The following is an 18789-nucleotide window of genomic DNA, read 5'->3' as shown; positions in this document are numbered from 1 at the left end:
TTCCTTTTCTGAATTTTTCACCAGCCTGCTAAACGGCAGTTTTTCAGAGGTTCCTTAGTTCTTTTTTACAGCAATTTTTAATAATCCTCCTTGAAAAGGAAATAAGCCATCGCTTTTCGTTCTCCAGCCAAATTTTGTCCTTGAGTCATTAGATGGAGGATCAGCCCTTTCCCAATTGTCGAGCCAAGTAATTGGGTTTGTACTAATTTCAAGTTGTTCAATAATTTCCTTTTGTCCCTCTATAACTAGTTCAGAACGACGAGTTGGACGCATCGAAACATCTATATCTTTAAACGGAAGAATCTCCATTCTGTCTTGAATTTTTGCGACGATCTTTTTGATTTTACCAGGAAATACGGTTACCTTATATTCTCGAAAAACTAATTCCCCATTTTGAGTTCTTATGGGGCTGATTGGAATCCCGTCATCATCAACTAGATCGACAGAAGGTTCATCAAGTTTTTGGCCTATTTTTATGGTTTCCGTCAAGGCATCTTTTCCTGGATTTTCTAATTCTGTTTCATTCGTTTCATTGAAGAATATCTTACCATCACGAACATTGGTTATTTCATAAGTTACCTTTCTATTAGAGTTGATGATGGCATTATTAAGACGACGAACCGCCACATCTCTAACAAAAGCATCTGTTAAAGACAGTGAATCTGGGGACGGTGGTATCAAGTCAATAGTGCGTTTCTCAACATCTATATGAATGGTATTTTTTATAGGAATAAAGTTCAGGGACGCGCCAACTATTACTCCAACTGCGAATAACCCAAAGAAAATTAAACTTTTATTCATTTCAAGTTCTCATGTGAAAAATTTTGCCACTCTTGTGTTGAAGCTCAAAGCCTAACGCCAAGCTAAGGGGCGCGCAGCGAAGCGGAGCGTCCCTTTGAGCGACGTGTTATGGGTTTTAGTCATCCCTATACCTAACTGTTATTCCTAGAACTGCATCTAAAGTAGCTATTAAGTTGTAGGTTATATAAAGAAGAAAGAGTAGTGGCGCAAATAGAATCGTACCTTTTTCCATATCAGCCATTTTTAACGACAATAGAATTATTCCGACTATACACATTGCTATCAGTATTAGAAGACCTGCACCTTTAGCCTTTAGTGAAAGCTCATCTTTTTTAGCCGTTACTTGTATATCCATGTCCGTATGATTATTTTCTTGATTCATTGCTTTCTCTTAGACTGACCCATAACTATTGATTATCAGGCAAATCTGCCCGACAAGTTGATATTGCCGGCCATTTCGGGCACTTTTGCCCTCAAAAGCCCGCGTAGGGCAATGGGATGGACTCCTCCCTCCTAGCGGCATCGGGTGCCAGAGGGATAGACTAAAGCTATCCGACAAGCGGAAGGAGGAGTCCGAGATGAATGTTAAACGTATAGGAATTGATTTGGCAAAGCAGGTGTTTCAAGTGCACGGCGTCGATAGCCATGAGCAACCGGTACTGAAGAAAAAGCTCAAACGCGTGCAAATGCTGGCTTTTTTTCGGGATTTGCCGTCATGTTTGATCGGCCTGGAAGCCTGTAGCAGTGCCCACTACTGGGGACGAGAACTCGAAAAACTGGGTCATACCGTCAAATTGATTGCGCCGCAATTCGTCAAACCCTATGTCAAGGCGAACAAAAACGACGCCAATGATGCGGAAGCGATCTGCGAAGCGGTCTCGCGACCAACGATGCGTTTCGTAGCCATCAAGACGGTGGCTCAGCAAGACCTACAGGCCACGCATCGCATACGCAGTCAATTGGTCAGTCAGCGCACCGAGAAGGCCAATCAAATTCGCGGCTTGCTGGCCGAATACGGCATCGTCGTCGGACAACGCCTGGAAACCTTACGCAAAGCGCTACCGGGCTTATTGGAAGATGGTGACAACCACCTGACCAGCCACTTCCGAAGTTTGCTCAACGGTTTAAAAGACGATTTGATCGGCCTGGATGAGCGCGTCAAAGATCTGGATAAACGCATTCAACGCCAAGCCGATACCGATCCGGGCGCCAAACGTCTACAGCAAATTCCGGGCATCGGCCCGATTACCGCCACAGCCCTGGTCAGCGGCGTGGGTGACGGCAAGCAATTCAAGCGTGGACGGGACATGGCGGCTTGGCTAGGCTTGACGCCAGGTCAACATAGCAGTGGCGGCAAGGAACGGCTGTTGGGCATCAGCAAGCGCGGCGATGCCTACTTGAGGACCTTGTTGATTCACGGCGCACGGGCCGTGCTCAAAGTCGCCGGGCAAAAAGACGATCCGCGCAGCCGTTGGCTGCAAACCCTCAGCGAGCGGCGTAACAAAAACATCGCCGCCGTCGCCTTGGCCAATAAAAACGCTCGAATTGCTTGGGCGTTATTGAGCAAGAACATCGACTACCAACCGGACCGAGACCGGCCGGCTGGGGAATCGGCTTGGGCCTGACAGTAAACTGTCACGCCCAAACCGATTGAGATAAAAGAGCAATCCACTCGATTGCGAAGCATCACCCTGATGGCAACCGGACGAACCGGCGCTGGTAAAACCTGACTATTGCGTTGTGCCCAAGAGCACGTTAGGGCGATAAGGAACCAGCGCGCGAATAGCCCATTATGGCCAGAGCCTATGATGCTCAAGTAAGGCCGGATATACGTGTGCAGTCGTACCTTTTACCAACAGAAGTGATCCGCTTGCAAAACGGGAGGAGTCCATATACGCAATAGGCGATAGCCGCATTGCGCCGTATGTCGACCTCCGTCATTCGGCGCAATGCCCGTTGGTTATTGCGCCTTACGGTCTTGTCGAGAACGGTGCGTGGCCTATTGATAACAACCTCTGCGAAAACGCCATACGCCCTTTCGTGGTGGGCCGCCGCAACTGGCTGTTTTGCGACACGGTAGCCGGCGCACGAGCCAGCGCCAATCTCTATTCGCTGATCGAAACCTGCAAGGCTAATCGTATCGATCCTTACACCTATCTGGTCGATCTGTTCCGAGAGCTCCCCACGGCGAAAACCGCTGAGGACTTCGAAGCACTGTTGCCTTGGAATCTCGCCGATCAAACGGCTTAATCACTTTCTAATTGCTAGGACATTATCCAATTCAATTCAAGTACGTCGTTCGAAGATCGCTTACCTTTGAGCGCCGGGTTAGGCATCCGTGGCGCACACTAGCCAACTGACAACAAGCCAATTTCGTTATCATGCACTTGGTGCAACCACTCCTTCAAAGTGCTCCACGCTTCCTGAACGGGAATGACCCAATCCGATGCGTCATAGCCCCGGTCATCTTCTTCGAAATAGGCTCGAATCTTAGCATCGCTGGGAGGTTCAGAACCCAGCGCCGACAAAGCCTCCTGCGCTTCGTGTTCCGTGAACGATAAATAGGTGCTGTCCATCGCCTTGGCAATACGAATGCCTAAAGACGATTTACTAATAGCGGTAACATCAGGGAGCAGCGCAAATAACTCGACAAAAGCAAACCCAGAGTATTCGTATTCATTCAACTCCGATACGTGGTTAGCTAGGAAGTCCCAGAACTTCGTTTTTGTATCCACCACCTTTTTAGGAAATATCCCCAGAAATTTTTTCTGGGCTGGAATCAACTCTGCCAAAGAGACAAGTTCTTCTGCTTGAGAAGCTTTCACGAGGTAAAACGAAGCGATGTAGCTCATATTTTCTGCCTAACGCCTAGCTAAGGGGCGCGCAGCGAAGCGGAGCGTCCCTTTGAGCGACGTGTTATGCCAGTTGTTGTTTGAGTTCATTGATTTTTGCACAAGCATTTTCAAACAAATTAAAAACATCAACTTCTTCACCTTTCTCGATTCTTTTTGAAATGGAAGTAAGTGGAAATGTAATTATTGATGTCCCTTCCGCTATAAGCGCTGGATCACGACCATACTCGTCTTCAACAGCGACCCATTTTAAGCCTAATTTTTGTGCTAGTGCGTCGCCGAATGTGATTCCCAAGCATTGAAATTTCGCGGTTTCGTTAGGCTCGATCCATTTGTTCTTGAGTATGGCGTTCAGAAGCACGAGTTTCCCATCAAGGGTTTGGTATTTTTCTTCGGATTCGGGTGGATAGTGCTCCCGAACCCATTTTCTTTGAGCCTCAACCCGAGCGATGTCCTCTGACGATAACTCTTCTACTTTTTGTTCCATTTCAGTTCCGACTATTGGGCATAACGTTGGAATTCAGCCGCCGCCGGAGGCGGTCGGCTGCAATGACCGGTTAGGCGACATTCTGCCGAACCCACGGTTCACTGATTGCGTTACTCAGTTGCCCAAGCTCGAACTCGAAGCCAAATGTCACTGAGTGCCAGCACGATTGGTTCTCCCCCTTAACAAGCTGGCCGATAGTTCCGTGGACCGCGAGGTGTCCCGTGGAGGAAGCGGCATACACACGCAACTCAAGCTCATTGGGCGACATAGACGCAAGGCGTGCTTCGCCGCGAAGTGAACGCTCGAGTTGGACGAGGGCAGAGGCAAATGCCTTGAGGTCCGGGGCATGTACCCACAGATCGTTCATGCCGGAGTACCCGTTCGATCGAACTCGCAAGACCACGACCGCCCCGTTTACGCTGTGAACAGAGACATCTTCAACGAGCGGGACCTCCATCTCGAGGAAGTTGTCACCTGATGAGAAGCGGAGCATGGCCGTGTTGCCTAACGTAGAGCTAACCGGCGCTGCGCGGCTTTATCGCGCAGCGTCAAGCGACCTAAGGGAGCGAGGTTGAGCGACATGTTATGCGACAATTTCAGTTTCCCTCTTTTTCAAGACTTTGCTATATGCGGCCTTGTCGAAAGCAAATGGGCCGATTTCGCTATATAGCTCGACAGTACCTTCGTAATTGTTCTCGAATGCGAAATCTGACCATATATAACTTTCCGATTCTTCACATATTCTCGCGGTTACAGCGCCACACCCGAGATCACCACACTCGGGACAAATATAAATAGGTACCCGTCCGCTTTCAGGCTCAGGCAATTCTTTCGCCAATAGTTGCGCAATAGTGTGCTTTTCTATTTCCGGGCACCCCCAGCCCAAGCACCCAATTAAATCACTCGGCTCTAGTATTTCAATAAGAGACTTTCCATCCACGATGAAGTCAAAGTAATCCCGCCCCGTTTGCCCGGCTACAACTTTACGTCTATTCCGTTTCAGTTCAAGTGTTGATTGTTTCATCGAAGCTATTTTGACGCATAACGTGAAGCTAAGGGGCTGCGCGCTTTTGCGCAGTCCCGCTTGAGCGTAGGGTTAGGTTGCTTCATGGCGAAGAAACACCAGATGCTTAAGATGGGTCATTCTCTCAGGCCAAGGAAGAAAAATAAACTGCTCATCAATTGTGTACTCGGATGGATAATCTGAAATCACCTCTGTTCCGGCACACCGCAAAAGCTCGTAGTCATCTTCAGACGCTCCCTTGTCAAAGTAGCAGCGAAAAGAGATAGCGGCATCGGAAACTTCAAGAGATGCTGAACGAAGAGTTGAAGGCACATTACCCCAGAGCGAGCGTTGCGCACTAAGACGAATATCTGTGTCATCAAGCTGGTCCATGGTTCAGCAACCTAACGTGTGAATTAAGGGGCGCCGTTAGGCGTCCCGCTTGAATGATGGGTTAGAGAAAATGTTACGCTGAGACATGACAAACAACCTCGATGTTGTGGCCGTCAAAGTCTAAGACAAACGCCCCATAATAGTTGGGATGGTAATGGGCGCGAATTCCAGGAGCGCCATTATCACGACCACCTGCAGAAAGTGCGGCAGTATGAAAACTATCCACTTGCGCTCGCGAGCTTGCTTGAAATGCAATGTGAATTGGTGGGTCATTGGGGGTGCCGCCGCCTATCCAAAACTCTGGTTTTGGCGGCTCACCAAAGCCAGCAAAATCTTTGCTGCCTGAAATAGATGCTGGCACTTCAGCTAAAAGCTGGAAACCAATTGGGGCGAGTGCAAGCTTGTAAAACTCTTTGCTTTTTTCGATGTTGCTAACTGTTAAGCCTACATGGTCAATCATAGAACTGTCCTAATTTTCTCTAACGCCAAGCTAAGGGGCGCGCAGCGAAGCGGAGCGTCCCTTTGAGCGACGTGTTATAAGGATTTACTGGTTCCATTCATCACCTGTGGCCTTAGTATAAGGTTTTGTTGGATTGTTTGGCTGCAAAGCGAAGTTACAGTTACAACAGGAATGTTTTCTAATATTGGCGGAACCGGCTAAACACCACAAGCTGTAAAACCTTTGTTTACAATTCGGGCATTTGGTTGTAATCACGTGATACGACAAAAGCCCCCAAGAAAGAAAGCCGCCAGGAACGAGCACAAAGTTAACAGCGTCATTATAACTAACACCCATGGTTATAGATATTGCAGTTAGAGCAAACGCAAGTACCGCAGGAATGTAGCAATACCCCCACTTTTTCTTGATTTGCTGTAACTCGAATAATTGTTGGTCATTATTCATAGGCGCCACAAGACTTATAACGATAAGGGTAACTTGACGGCGAAAGCGTAGCGACGATAGGAGCGGAGCTTTTGCCGGTCAAGTTGACCCGCTGGTTATGCATTATTGTTGCCTACTAGCCGTGCGCCCATTATGGCCGCTGGAATAATTAATAAGCAGCCGACCACATCAACCCAGATCGGATCAAATGTAGCCATGGCAAGGCTAATAATTACACCAATAAGTCCAAAAATACTTGCGTTTTTATATGGAGCCAACTTGGCATATTTTGCACAAATATAACCACCTAAAAACGAACTACTTGTGCCAATAATTAACATGTAAACCAATACATTGGTTTGATGAAATAGAGATTCAACAGCTTCTTCTGTAAGCTCTTCCGCATATAGTGGTACAGCAATAACTCCGCCGGTAATATCAATAGCTAGAGCCACTGCAATAGCTATCGTTAATCCTTTAAAACTCACATTTTTCATACGTTACAAGACTCCTTTGATGCATAACGCCGAGTTCAGCGGCAGTTTTTAAGTCGTGGTTTTGTGGAAAACTTTTTGCGCAGCAAAACCACAAAACTGCGACTTAAAAACTGTCCAACGGAGGCGCGAAGCGCCGGAGTGATGCTGTAACGACTTGTTAGCCTTGTTAAATTACACCCAAACCTAAACGTATAGCGAGCGCTCTTACATATTCAGGATGGCGTATATTATGAGTCTCTAAAACCTGTTTCAGTAGCAGGTTTCTGGCTTTTTCTATTTCATTTTGCTTTGTGTAAATAATTGAACTAACTATTCTCGGTGTGTTGCAGTAGCTTAAATTATTTTCAGCACCTTCTAGCTCTTTTAGAATACACGCTCGACTTTCAAACCGATTTAAAAAATTAAGTCCGAACGTAAGCAATAAAGTTCGTATGTCCTCGGTTACAGCAGGCGTATTTTGGGTTCGCCACCAAATATCTTTGGTTAAACCACTTACGGGTCCTAAACGATCACGAATACAGCAATTGTATTCTTGAACCCATGATTTCGCTAAGCACCCTCCGTGAAATTCAGCAACTTCGGGGACATATACACCAAGGTTTACAGTAAACAGCCCGTAGAAATTTTCTTTTAAACCCGGAATGAATACACTACCCGGAGGTTCGGATTGTCCCATTTGGAAATTTATAACTTGCGTAAGACCATCAGGGGTTTGTCTATTAAAAGTGCGCCCACGAACTTTGAACCCGAACTCCTTGAGTGAGTTACGAATGGAGCTTTGAATTGCATCCACTTCAATTACGACTTCACTTTTGCTCATTCGCTTTTTCCATTGGCTAACGAATAGAGTTAACCTGCCAAAATGGAGCGAAGCGGAGTTTTGGTCAGGTTGAACGACTGGTTAAATGCCGTAGCGACATTTCGAAACAACAATTCTGATTCAAGCAAAGAAACTCGACTGACGCTGAAAATCATGGCTTAACCTGGAGGGAAAAACCTTGTCTGGTTGAACGCATGTTAACCTGCAAGGTTTTTCCCTCCAGGTAATAGCATATTTTCATGATTTCTTCAGCTATTATTTGCCGTTTCTTCGCAATCATCTTTTATTGTTTTCTAAGCCTTTTGAGATTGGCCCGCATTTAACTATTGATTATCAGGCAAATCTGCCCGACAAGTTGATATTGCCGGCCATTTCGGGCACTTTTGCCCTGATAACCGCCAAACCGGGCACATCTGCCTTGATAACCGGATATTTGCCATAAATTCGGGCACATTTGCCTCTATAATCAGCTTGCGCCTCACTATATTCGTTAATAATTTGATGTCAAGCACAAAATCGCCAACCTTGCTGGAAGACGTGCGCCGCATTATGCGGCTCAAGCATTATTCGCTGCATACCGAGCGCACCTATTGCGAGTGGATCAAGCAGTTCGTCAAGTTTCATCGGCTTAGCGAAAGGGCTGCTTTACTGGAGGATGCCGAGGCAAAGATCGAGGCGTTTTTGAGTTACTTGGCCACCGAGCGCCAGGTGGCGTCCGCCACCCAGAACCAAGCCATGAATGCACTGGTGTTTTTGTACAAGCAGGTTTTGGGTGTCCCTCTGCTCAAGCGTATCGAAGCGATTCGCTCCAAATCCAGCCGTCATATTCCGGTGGTGTTGTCGGTGGACGAGATCAAGCAGGTTTTGCCGCGGGTGGAAGGCGTCGCGCAATTGGTGGTCAAGTTTTTGTACGGTAGCGGTTTACGCATTTCCGAAGCCGTCCGCTTGCGAGTGCAGGATATCGATTACGCCTACAGGCAGATTACCGTGCGCTCCGGCAAGGGCGATAAGGACAGGGTGACGACGTTTTCGGCGGCCATGGTGCCGATGCTGCAAAATCATCTGGAGAAGGTCAAGGCAATTCACGATCAGGATTTGGCAGCCGGTTTCGGCGCAGTGTATCTGCCTCATGCACTGACCAAGAAATACCCCAATGCCGTGCGCGAATGGGGCTGGCAATATGTGTTCCCGGCCCGTTCGTTATCGGTCGATCCTTTATCCGGCAAGACTCGCCGCCATCATGTAGACCAATCGCTAATCAATAAGGCGATTAAAGCGGCGGTTCGGCAGGCCGGCCTCAACAAGCGAGTATCGGCCCATACGTTCCGCCACAGTTTTGCTACGCACTTGCTGCAACGCGGCACCGATATTCGCACCATTCAAGCCTTATTGGGACATAGCGAGCTGGAAACCACAATGATTTACACCCATGTGCTGAATCAAGGCGGCCAAGGTGTTGTCAGCCCATTGGACGACTTGGCGCTTTAATTTAACCGCGCCGCCGCCCTCTGCCGGCCGCCCTGCGTTGTCAGCTTTGCCGCTTCTGTGTATCCTCCCCGCCATGCAAATTCATCTGATCGCCGTCGGCAGCAAAATGCCGGACTGGGTACAGCAAGGTTATAATGAGTACGCCAAGCGGCTGCCGCGCGAGTGCGAGTTGCTACTGCGCGAAATCGCGCCGGACAAGCGCAAAAGCGGCGACGTGGCCCGCATTACCCGCGACGAAGGCGAACGGATGATCGCCGCCTTGCCGCCGCGCGCCCACGTGGTGACGCTGGATATTCCCGGCAAACCCTGGTCGACCCCCGATCTGGCGCAGGCTTTGCAGCGCTGGCTCGGTAATGGCCAGCCGGTCGCGCTGATGGTTGGCGGCCCGGAAGGCCTGTCGCCGCAGGTCAAAGAGTTAGCGCGCGAATCCTGGAGCCTGTCGCCGCTCACCTTCCCGCATCCGCTGGTGCGTATCGTCGTTGCCGAACAAATTTACCGGGCCTGGAGTCTGCTCAACAACCACCCTTACCACCGTTAACGGTATGCAAGCACAATTGATCCTGGCCTCGGCCTCGCCGCGCCGCCGCGAATTACTGGCCCAAATCGGCATCCGCCACGCCGTCATGGCCGTCGACATCGACGAAACCCCGTTCCCCGGCGAGGCCCCGGCCACCTATGTCGAGCGGGTCGCGGCCGAAAAATCGGCCGTGTGCGCGGCGCAAAGCGACAGCCGGTTACCGATACTGGCCGCCGACACCAGCGTGATTTGTGATGGCCGGATTCTGGGCAAGCCCGACGATCTGCAACATGCCATCGAAATGCTGAGCCGGCTGTCCGGCCGCAGCCACCAAGTGTATAGCGCGGTATCCTTGCGTAGCGGGCAAACCCATTGGCAGGCCTTGAGCGTCAGCGAAGTGCGTTTCCGCCCCCTCAGCCACCAGGAGATCGTGGCCTATTGGCAAACCGGGGAACCTTGCGATAAAGCCGGTGCCTATGCGATTCAGGGACTGGCCAGCGTGTTTATCGAGTCGATCGCCGGCAGTTTTTCCGGGGTGATGGGCCTACCGCTATTCGAAACAGCACAACTGTTGAGCCAAGCCGGCATAGAAGTGATTCAATGAGCGAAGAAATATTAATCAATGTGACGCCGCCGGAAACCCGGGTCGCCGTCATCGAAAACGGCGTATTGCAGGAACTGATCATCGAGCGCGTTCGCCAAAAGGGCCTGGTCGGCAACATTTACAAGGGCGAGGTCTGCCGGGTATTGCCGGGCATGCAGGCCGCCTTCGTCGACATCGGCCTGGACAAGGCCGCCTTTCTGCATTTATCCGACTTCAGTAGCCAGGAACTGGCCGAAAAAGGCTCGGAGAATATCGAACATTACCTGAAGGAAGGCCAGAAACTGGTGGTGCAAGTCACTAAAGACCCGCTCGGCAACAAGGGCGCCCGGCTCACCACCGACATTTCGATTCCGTCGCGCTACCAGGTCTACATGCCTTATGCCGGCAACTCCGGCGTGTCGCAGCGCATCGAATGCGAGTCCGAGCGCACCCGGCTGCGGGCCTGCATCGAGGCCTACCAGCAAAAGCACCAGGTGCCGGGTGGCTTCATCGCCCGCACCGCCGCCGAATGCGTCGAGGAAGTGATTCTGTATTCCGACATGACCTTCTTGCACAAACTCTGGGAATCGATCCTGGACAAGAGCAAAAAGGCCAAAGTCAAATCCTTGATCCACGAAGACCTGCCGCTCAGCATCCGCACCTTGCGCGATTTGTACAAAGACGGCATCGAAAAAATCCGGGTCGATTCCAAGGAAACCTTTTTGAAGCTGGTCGAATTCGCCGAGACCTTCGTCCCGGAAATCGTCTCGGTGATCGAACATTACTCCGGCGAGCGGCCGGTGTTCGACATCTACAACGTCGAAGACGAGATCAGCAAGGCCCTGGACCGTAAGGTCAAGCTCAAGTCCGGCGGCCATCTGGTGTTCGACCAGACCGAATCGATGACGACGGTGGACGTCAATACCGGCGGCTACGTCGGCGGCCGCAACCTGGAAGAAACCATCTTCAAGACCAATCTGGAAGCGGCGCAAACCATTTCCCGCCAGCTGCGGCTGCGCAATCTGGGCGGTATCATCATCATCGATTTCATCGACATGCAGAGCGACGAGCACAAGAAACAAGTGCTGGCCGCGCTGCAGCGCAATCTGGAAAAAGACCACGCCAAGACCAAGATCACCGAGGTATCGGCGCTGGGTCTGGTGGAAATGACCCGCAAACGCACCCGCGAGAGCCTGGAGCACATTCTGTGCGAGCCTTGCTCGACTTGCGGCGGTCGCGGCGTACTGAAAACCGCCGAATCGATCTGCCTGGAGATTTTCCGCGAAATCATCCGGGTGGTGCGCCAATACAGCGTGCAGCAAATTCTGGTCCTGGCCTCGGAGCAGGTGGTGGAAATGCTGCTGGACGAGGAAGCCGACATGCTGGCCGAGCTGGAAGTGTTTCTGAAGGTGGCGATCAAGATTCGCGCCGAAGCCGAATACAACCAGGAACACTACGACGTGGTGTTGCTATAGGCCTAAGTTTTGGTTATCCACCGCCATGTCAGCCGGGCCACCCGGCACCTGCTGTTCTGGTCGCTGATCGCGGCGGCGCTGGCATTGAGCGCGGTCAGGCTGTTTCTGATCGACATCGCCGACCACCGCCAACGGCTGGAAAGCGAAATTCGGCGCATCAGCGGCGTGCCGCTGCACATAGGCCGGCTCAGCGCCAAGATGCGCGGCTTCAGCCCGGAATTGATACTACGCGACATCACGATAGACGCCGCGGAAGCCGTCACCAAACCGGCGATCAGTTTGCAACAGGTACGGATCGGCATCAATTTGCTGGAATGGTTGTTCACCCAGGATGCGATGGCCTCCGGCTGGGTCACGCTGGTCGGCGCCAAACTGGACATTATCCGCGATGCCGACGGCGCCCTGCGCATCAAAGGCCTGCATAGCAGCGACGAGCAACCGCTCTGGTTGCTGGAAGGCGGCCAATACGAAATCCTGCAAAGCCAGGTCACCTGGCTGGACTCTAAACGACAACGGCCGCCGGTGACGATCGCCGACTTCGACTTGCGCATCGAAAACCGTAGCGAGGACCACGAAATCCACTTAATCAGCCGGCTGCCGGATTCCTTAGGCGATAGCATGCGGATTTCCGCACTACTGCACGGCAATATTTTCCAGGCCAACGCCCTCAACGGTCGGCTTTATATCGAAGGCGACAATCTGCAAGGTCCGGCCTGGTTGATCGAAGATTTACCGGCCGGACTGCATTTGTATTCGGGTTCGGGCGATATTCGGCTGTGGAGCGATTGGCGCGACTCGACGCCCTACCGGATTGCCGGTTACGTGCAGGGTCAGCAAATCAAGCTCGGCAAACAGACCGGCAAAGCCCTGCAACTGGACACCTTCGAGGGCAATCTGGCCTGGAGCGAAACCGACGGCCGCCAGCGCTGGGGCGTTTACGACATGAACGCGGTCAGCAACCGCCAACGCTGGCACGGCGGCGAGTTCTACCTGCAGCGCGACGCCGAAGGCAATCTCGGCGGCCGTATCGAAACCCTGAATCTACAGGCCCTAGACCATTTGACGGCGCCGTTTCTGGGAGACGCCGCCGGCTTCGAACGCTGGTTGAAACTGAATCCGCGCGGCGAATTGCGCAGCACCGCGCTGTATATCGACAGCACACAGCAACATTACGCCGTGACCGGCGAATTTGCCGAGCTCGGCATCGACGCGGTCGACGGCATGCCGCAAGTGCAGGGCTTACGCGGCAGCATCACGGCCGGCGACCAGGGGGGCCGGCTGGTTTTCGACACCGAACGTGCCGGTTTCGACGCGCCGGCCATGTTTCGGGACCAACTGGAAATCGCCCGCCTGACCGGCCGGCTGGACTGGGTGCAAACCAATACCGATTGGCAATTTTCCAGCGACGGCCTGCAGTTGGATAGCGCCGACTTCCAAACCACCACCCGCCTGCAATTAATTATCCCGCACGACGGCGGCAGTCCGGTAATCGACATGCGCACCCGCTTCGGCAATTTCGCCGACATCAGCCAGGTGCCGCGCTACCTGCCGGCCAAAATCATGGGCAAGGATGCATTAGCCTGGCTGGACGACGCCTTTGTCGGCGGCCATATCGATAAGGGCGAAATGCGGTTGCAGGGCAAGCTGGCGGACTTTCCGTTCACCTCCGCCGCCGGCCGTTTCGAAGTGGTGTTTGCGATAGACGACGGCGAAATCCAGTTCAATGCCTTATGGCCCCATTTGCGCGCGGTGCATGCCGACGTGCAGTTTCTTGGCGCCGACTTGCAAGTTGCGATCGACGGCGGCCATAGCGAAGAAGTGGGTATCGATCAGGCCGTCGTGACGATTCCGGACCTGGCCGACAGCGATTACGTCTACGTCTGGGGCCAAGTACACAGCAAGCTGCCGCAAAGCCTGCAATATCTGCAAAAGACCCCGCTGCACGTTAAAACCGATCCGCTAGCCAAAGTACTGGCGCCGGAAGGCGACACCCAAGTCGACCTGGATCTGAAAATCGCCTATTACGACACCCTGCCGACCACGGTGAAAGTCGATGCCCATCTGGATAAGGCGCGCCTGCTGCTGAAGCCGGTCGATCTAATGGTCGACAACATCGGCGGCGTGCTGCACTTCACCGAAGACCGCGTCAGTAGCAGCCCGCTGGAAGCCAGAACCCTGGGCTATCCGATCCGCGGCCAGTTGCAAAGCGACCAGAGCGCAACGCAATTGCTGATCAGCGGCGTCACCGACGTCGAGCGCTTACAAAAGCAGTTCTCTTTCTTGAAAACCCAGGCGGCCAAGGGCGGCTTCAATTACCAGGCCGCACTGACCCTGCCTTACGCCGCCGACCAGGCCGACGTCTTGCAAATTACCAGCAATCTGCAGGGCGTCAGCCTGGATGCGCCGGAGCGACTCGGCAAAACCGCCGGCGAGGAACGCCCGTTGAACTTGCGTTTCATACTGGACGACGGCGAATTCGTGCCGTTGCATATCGGCTACGGCCGGGAGCTGCAGGCAGCTTTGCAAATCGACGGCCAAAGTAACGGCTTGCGTTCGGCGCATATCGTTTACGGCGAAGGCGCCGCCGAAATTTTCGACCGTCCCGGCCTGAAATTGGAAATCCGCCAGCCCCAATTCAAATTATCCGAAGCGCTGGCCGCATTCGGTTCCGGCGACAACCAAGCGCGTCTGCCGGCACTGCAGGAGTTGGTGCTGGACAGCGGCGATCTGGTTTGGCAAGGACTCCGCTTAGGTGCCGTCGCCTGCCGGATGCAGCATAGCGACCAAGCGTGGCAAGGCTCGATAGACAGTACGATGGCGCGCGGCCACTTTACGATTCCGGACCAACGCGGAGGCGCCGAGCGCATCCACCTGCAAATGGAGCATCTTAATCTGACCGCCATGGAAGGACTCAATTTCGGCGGCGCCGAGGAGGCGGCCGTCGGCGATTTGCCGCTGATCGATATCGATAGCAAGCAATTGCTGTGGCGGAATGTGGACCTGGGCAATCTGAAACTGCGCACCGAACGGTTGATCAACGGCATTCATTTCAAGCACGTGCAACTGGCCAGCGTGGCCGGAACCATCGACTTCAGCGCCGACTGGTTGAAATTGGGCAGCGCCAGTTCCACCCAACTGACCGGAAAATTGAACATGAAAGGCTTCGGTCTGTTCCTGTCGCAACTGGGCTTTACCGACGACTTTCGCGGCACCGACGCCGAAATCGGCTTTAACGGCAGTTGGCGCGGCGGCCCGCAGCAGTTTTCGCTGGCCGGCGTCAACGGCCAACTCCGGCTCAAACTCAGCGACGGCCGCATTTCCAGCATCGAACCCGGCTTCGGCCGCTTGCTGGGGCTGATCGCGATGGAACAATGGGCCAAACGCCTGAGCCTGGATTTCAGCGACGTTTTCCGCCAGGGGCTGGCCTTCGATACGATTACCGGTACCGTCAAGATCAGTAACGGCCTGGCCTATTCCGACGATTTGGTCATCGACGCGGTGTCGGCCAAACTCAGTGTCGCCGGCAACGCCGACTTGGTCCATAAAACCGTGGACCAGCGGGTAGCCGTGGTACCTAAGAGTTCCGGCGCCGTTCCCATTGCTGGTACAATCGTCGGCGGCATCGCCGCGATGATTACCCAAGCGGTGACCGACGATTACAAAGAGGGATATTTTTTCGGCTCGCAATACAAACTGAGCGGGCCATGGGGCAATGTCGAAGTAACGCCGCTGCACGACCAGGACGGTTTGGTGAAGAAAGCCTGGCGCAGCCTGACCGGCTTCGAATGGCTGGATTCGCTCGGCAAATGACCGGTTCAGCGCCAGCGAGAACTGCCCACCCCGATCGACGCAACCAACTAAATACCATCAGGGACCACTCATGACACTATGTGCCGCCATCCAAATGGCTTCCGGGCCGCAAGTCAGCGCCAATTTGCTCGAAGCCGAAAAACAAATTGCCGAAGCCGTCAAAGCCGGCGCCAAGCTGGTGGCTTTGCCGGAAAACTTTGCCATCATGGGCATGAACGAGTACGACAAAGTCAAGGTCGGCGAGCCGGACGGACAGGGCCCGATTCAGGAGTTCCTGGCTGCGACGGCGAAAAAATACGGCACTTGGATCATTGGCGGCACCATGCCGATGCAAGCCTCGGTCCCGAATAAAGTGCGCGCTGCCTGCCTGATCTACAACGACCAGGGCCAACGTGTGGCGCGTTACGACAAGGTGCACTTGTTCGACGTCAGCGTCCCCGATACCGCCGAGGAATACCGGGAATCGGATTCGGTGGAAGCCGGCGAAGGTTCCTGCGTGATCGATACCCCATTCGGCCGCCTCGGTGTCGCGGTCTGCTACGACCTGCGTTTTCCGGAATTTTTCCGGCCGATGGCCCGCAAAGGCCTGGATATCCTGGTGATTCCGTCAGCCTTTACCGCCAAAACCGGCGCTGCGCACTGGGAAGTCCTGCTGCGGGCGCGGGCGATCGAAAACCTGTGCTACGTGTTGGCGCCCAACCAGGGCGGCTTTCATATGAACGGCCGCCAAACTTTCGGCCACAGCATGGTTATCGACCCGTGGGGCGTGGTGCTGGATTGCTACAAGACCGGCCCCGGCTTCGTCTGCGGCGAAGTCGACAAGAACCGACTGGAAAAGATGCGGGTGTCGTTCCCGGTGTTGGAACACAGACGCTATTTTTGCGAGTGAATCCGTTTATGTTGAAACGAGTCCGCCACGCGCTTCCCTGCCTGCTGTTGGCCGCCTGCGGCGAAACGCCGGAGAAGTACCGCGATACCCACCATCTGGAATTACCGCCGGTGCTGCCGATCGAGCACACCAATCCGCAGCCGGCCCTCGACTCCGACGATCTGAAGCCGAAATCGGCTCTGGCCGGGCTGATGACCTTCACCGACGGCGACAAACCGCTGCTCACCTTGAAGACCCGCGAAGAACGGGCCTGGGAAATGATCGCAACGGCACTAAAAATCACCGATATCGAGATCCTCGACAAAAATCAGCAGGACGGCAGATTCCAGGTACGTTATGACCCGGACACGGCCGGCAAGGATCTGAGCCTGATCAGAACCTTACTGAACAACCATTACGCCGAAGCCGAATATTTGATCACGTTGCAGGAACAAACCGGCGGCGTCCGCGTTAACGCGGCCCTGGCCAAACCGGAAGAGATGGAGACCGACGAGGACGGCTCGGCGGAGCTGTTGCGCCTGCTGCACAAAACCATAGACGAGAAAATTCTGAACCGGAATCCGCAAGCCAAACCGGAAAATTAAGGCGCGGCGACGGCATCCGCCCGCCAGTCGCCGGATTTGCCGCCACTCTTTTCCAACAGGCGCACGCCTTGGATAGTCATGCCGCGGTCGACCGCCTTGCACATGTCGTAGACGGTCAATAGCGCAATTTGGGTGGCGGTCAGCGCTTCCATTTCGACGCCGGTCTGGCCGCTGGTTTTGACCAAGGTTCGACAGTAAACCCGATTCAGAGCGGTCTGGGGCTGCAGGTCGATTTCGACATGGGTCAGTGGCAACGGATGGCACAACGGAATCAGCTCGGCGGTCTTCTTGCTGGCCATGATCCCGGCGATCCGGGCCACGCCAAGCACATCGCCTTTTTTATGTGCGCCGTTTACAATCAATGCCAGCGTTTCCGGCCGCATCTCGATATAGCCCTCGCAAACCGCGCTGCGTTGGGTAACGGCTTTGGCGCCGACATCGACCATGTGGACATCCCCGGCAGCGTTGAAGTGGGTAAGCGGCGAATTGGACATGACAGGCTGAAAGATTAAATAAACGTATTGTATTACCCGGTAAAACAGAATGTCGATCAAAGTGCTGTACTTCGCAAGCTTGAAAGAATACGTCGGTCGTGACGGCGACGAATTTGTCGTTTCCACCCCGGTTTCGGTGGGCGAACTATGGCAGTTGGCCAATCCCGATCTGGCACGGCCCAGCGCATTGCTGGCGGCAATCAATATGAATTATGCCAACCTGGACAGCTTGGTCGCGGACGGCGACGAGGTGGCGTTTTTTCCGCCGGTGACGGGAGGTTGAAGACTATGGCGGTGAAATTATCGGATACGGTTTTCGATCCCTGGCAAGAAATCGCAAACCACCAACAAGCGGCCGGCATGGCCGGAAAATACGGCGCCACGGCCGTGTTCGTCGGCACCATGCGCGATTTCAACCAAGGCGATGCCGTATCCGGCATGTACCTGGAACACTACCCCGGCATGACCGAGAAACAACTGCTGCATATAGTCGAACAGGCAACAAGCCAATGGCGGGTTTTGGATACGCTGGTCGTGCATCGCGTCGGCCGGGTCGAACCCAACGACTCGCTGGTATTGGTAGCGGCCTGGTCCGAACATCGCGGCGACGCCTTCGACGCCAGCCGTTTCATCATGGAGAATCTGAAAAGCCGGGCGCCGTTCTGGAAACGGGAAACGCTGACCAACGGCGAGCAACGCTGGGTGGATAAAAACAGCTCCGGCTACAAACACCAATCTTGAGTCGTAAAGGCGTTGGCCGCCTTTCCGTCCAATTCCATCCTCTGCTTCGCTTCCGCCTCCGGCAGCCGCCGCTGCAACTCGGCAATTTGCCGATTCGCCGTCTCGATCTGCTGCTTCAGCTCGGCGATGGTTTCGTGCAGATATTCGAAATGAACTTGAAAATAGCGGGCCGACGGAAAAGCGGCTTCCAACTTTTCCGCGGCCAAATCCGCCGGCTTGCTGCGCGAATGTCTTGGTTTCATAACATTACCCGAACAGGAGGAAGCTTCGATTAAACGCTGCCCCAGGTTTCAGCGAACGACATAGAGTCGATTCCGTTCAAAGCAGTTTACGCACGGCCCGCAGAATCATATCGCTCAGAGTTTTCTTAAGGACTAACACCCCGGCGCCTCCGCCAATCGGCGGGCGCCTTATCCATTAAGACGTTTCAGAAACCAAATACCCCACTTTTCGAGCAAAAATTTTGTTCGAG

The 18789-nt window shown here is 53.4% G+C and carries 22 protein-coding genes and 1 pseudogene; 11 read left to right on the top strand and 12 right to left on the bottom strand.

What is annotated here, in order from left to right; genetic code table 11:
* Positions 1-54: 54 nt before the first annotated feature.
* On the bottom strand, positions 55-801 hold the full coding sequence (locus ACH518_RS06595) for a hypothetical protein (protein WP_445372311.1): 747 nt from the start codon (positions 799-801) through the stop codon (positions 55-57).
* A gap of 115 nt (positions 802-916) precedes the next feature.
* The gene (locus ACH518_RS06590) at positions 917-1183 is read right to left on the bottom strand and encodes a hypothetical protein (RefSeq protein WP_445372310.1); all 267 of its coding nucleotides are present in this window, start codon (positions 1181-1183) and stop codon (positions 917-919) included.
* Between the two features lie 196 nt (positions 1184-1379).
* Here ACH518_RS06590 and ACH518_RS06585 point away from each other — a divergent pair, with 196 nt between their 5' ends.
* Together ACH518_RS06585 and ACH518_RS06580 are read left to right on the top strand one after the other, a co-directional pair.
* Entirely contained in the window at positions 1380-2426 is a 1047-nt protein-coding gene (locus ACH518_RS06585) for an IS110 family transposase (RefSeq protein WP_445371832.1), read from the top strand.
* Positions 2427-2781: 355 nt separating this feature from the next.
* Positions 2782-3051 (top strand): annotated as a pseudogene (locus tag ACH518_RS06580) (transposase domain-containing protein); the annotation flags it as partial.
* A 98-nt stretch (positions 3052-3149) separates the two neighbouring features.
* On the opposite strand, the gene ACH518_RS06575 reads toward ACH518_RS06580, so the two are convergent.
* The 8 genes from ACH518_RS06575 to ACH518_RS06540 form a co-directional block, all read right to left on the bottom strand.
* Complete coding sequence (locus ACH518_RS06575; protein WP_445372309.1) at positions 3150-3653, bottom strand: hypothetical protein; 504 nt, start codon at positions 3651-3653, stop codon at positions 3150-3152.
* 64 nt (positions 3654-3717) lie between these two features.
* Positions 3718-4140 carry a DUF3806 domain-containing protein gene (locus tag ACH518_RS06570; protein WP_445372308.1) on the bottom strand — a complete coding sequence of 141 codons (423 nt, stop codon included), beginning with the start codon at positions 4138-4140 and terminating at the stop codon, positions 3718-3720.
* 70 nt (positions 4141-4210) lie between these two features.
* Positions 4211-4597, bottom strand: coding sequence for a WapI family immunity protein (locus ACH518_RS06565; RefSeq protein WP_445372975.1), 387 nt, complete (start codon positions 4595-4597; stop codon positions 4211-4213).
* A gap of 126 nt (positions 4598-4723) precedes the next feature.
* Positions 4724-5164: a hypothetical protein gene (locus ACH518_RS06560; RefSeq protein ID WP_445372307.1), complete on the bottom strand. Its 441-nt coding sequence runs from the start codon at positions 5162-5164 to the stop codon at positions 4724-4726.
* A gap of 72 nt (positions 5165-5236) precedes the next feature.
* Positions 5237-5536 carry a hypothetical protein gene (locus ACH518_RS06555; RefSeq protein ID WP_445372306.1) on the bottom strand — a complete coding sequence of 100 codons (300 nt, stop codon included), beginning with the start codon at positions 5534-5536 and terminating at the stop codon, positions 5237-5239.
* 73 nt (positions 5537-5609) lie between these two features.
* On the bottom strand, positions 5610-5996 hold the full coding sequence (locus ACH518_RS06550; RefSeq protein ID WP_445372305.1) for a VOC family protein: 387 nt from the start codon (positions 5994-5996) through the stop codon (positions 5610-5612).
* A gap of 539 nt (positions 5997-6535) precedes the next feature.
* Entirely contained in the window at positions 6536-6916 is a 381-nt protein-coding gene (locus ACH518_RS06545) for a hypothetical protein (protein WP_445372304.1), read from the bottom strand.
* Between the two features lie 166 nt (positions 6917-7082).
* The gene (locus ACH518_RS06540; protein ID WP_445372303.1) at positions 7083-7736 is read right to left on the bottom strand and encodes a DUF4304 domain-containing protein; all 654 of its coding nucleotides are present in this window, start codon (positions 7734-7736) and stop codon (positions 7083-7085) included.
* Between the two features lie 501 nt (positions 7737-8237).
* Between ACH518_RS06540 and ACH518_RS06535 the strand changes: the two genes are divergently transcribed.
* The 7 genes from ACH518_RS06535 to ACH518_RS06505 all read left to right on the top strand — a co-directional run bounded on the left by ACH518_RS06535 (position 8238) and on the right by ACH518_RS06505 (position 17082).
* Positions 8238-9224, top strand: coding sequence for an integron integrase (locus ACH518_RS06535; protein WP_445372302.1), 987 nt, complete (start codon positions 8238-8240; stop codon positions 9222-9224).
* A gap of 73 nt (positions 9225-9297) precedes the next feature.
* Positions 9298-9762, top strand: coding sequence for a 23S rRNA (pseudouridine(1915)-N(3))-methyltransferase RlmH (gene rlmH, locus ACH518_RS06530; protein ID WP_445372301.1), 465 nt, complete (start codon positions 9298-9300; stop codon positions 9760-9762).
* Positions 9763-9766: 4 nt separating this feature from the next.
* Positions 9767-10345 (top strand): Maf family protein, encoded by a 579-nt coding sequence (locus tag ACH518_RS06525; protein ID WP_445372300.1) that lies wholly within the window; start codon positions 9767-9769, stop codon positions 10343-10345.
* Positions 10342-11799 (top strand): ribonuclease G, encoded by a 1458-nt coding sequence (rng, locus tag ACH518_RS06520; protein ID WP_140912080.1) that lies wholly within the window; start codon positions 10342-10344, stop codon positions 11797-11799. The genes ACH518_RS06525 and rng overlap by 4 nt, the downstream gene beginning before the upstream one ends.
* A 9-nt stretch (positions 11800-11808) precedes the next feature.
* Positions 11809-15609: a YhdP family protein gene (locus ACH518_RS06515; protein WP_445372299.1), complete on the top strand. Its 3801-nt coding sequence runs from the start codon at positions 11809-11811 to the stop codon at positions 15607-15609.
* A 70-nt stretch (positions 15610-15679) separates the two neighbouring features.
* Positions 15680-16498: a carbon-nitrogen hydrolase family protein gene (locus ACH518_RS06510; RefSeq protein WP_445372298.1), complete on the top strand. Its 819-nt coding sequence runs from the start codon at positions 15680-15682 to the stop codon at positions 16496-16498.
* A gap of 8 nt (positions 16499-16506) precedes the next feature.
* Positions 16507-17082 (top strand): hypothetical protein, encoded by a 576-nt coding sequence (locus tag ACH518_RS06505; RefSeq protein ID WP_445372297.1) that lies wholly within the window; start codon positions 16507-16509, stop codon positions 17080-17082.
* Here the strand turns inward: ACH518_RS06505 and moaC are convergent.
* Positions 17079-17576, bottom strand: coding sequence for a cyclic pyranopterin monophosphate synthase MoaC (gene moaC, locus ACH518_RS06500; RefSeq protein ID WP_445372296.1), 498 nt, complete (start codon positions 17574-17576; stop codon positions 17079-17081). The two genes, ACH518_RS06505 and moaC, sit on opposite strands and share 4 nt — an antisense overlap.
* Positions 17577-17625: 49 nt before the next feature.
* On the opposite strand from moaC, the gene ACH518_RS06495 reads away from it, so the two are divergent.
* Entirely contained in the window at positions 17626-17859 is a 234-nt protein-coding gene (locus tag ACH518_RS06495; RefSeq protein ID WP_278209734.1) for a MoaD/ThiS family protein, read from the top strand.
* Positions 17860-17864: 5 nt separating this feature from the next.
* Positions 17865-18317, top strand: coding sequence for a molybdenum cofactor biosynthesis protein MoaE (locus ACH518_RS06490; RefSeq protein ID WP_445372295.1), 453 nt, complete (start codon positions 17865-17867; stop codon positions 18315-18317).
* On the opposite strand, the gene ACH518_RS06485 is transcribed toward ACH518_RS06490, so the two are convergent.
* Complete coding sequence (locus tag ACH518_RS06485; protein ID WP_140912073.1) at positions 18299-18559, bottom strand: hypothetical protein; 261 nt, start codon at positions 18557-18559, stop codon at positions 18299-18301. The genes ACH518_RS06490 and ACH518_RS06485 overlap by 19 nt on opposite strands.
* Positions 18560-18789 lie beyond the last annotated feature (230 nt).

This window comes from Methylomonas sp. HW2-6, from assembly GCF_052474525.1.
Note: the sequence above shows the minus strand (reverse complement) of the source record. Positions and strands in the feature narration are given on the sequence as shown.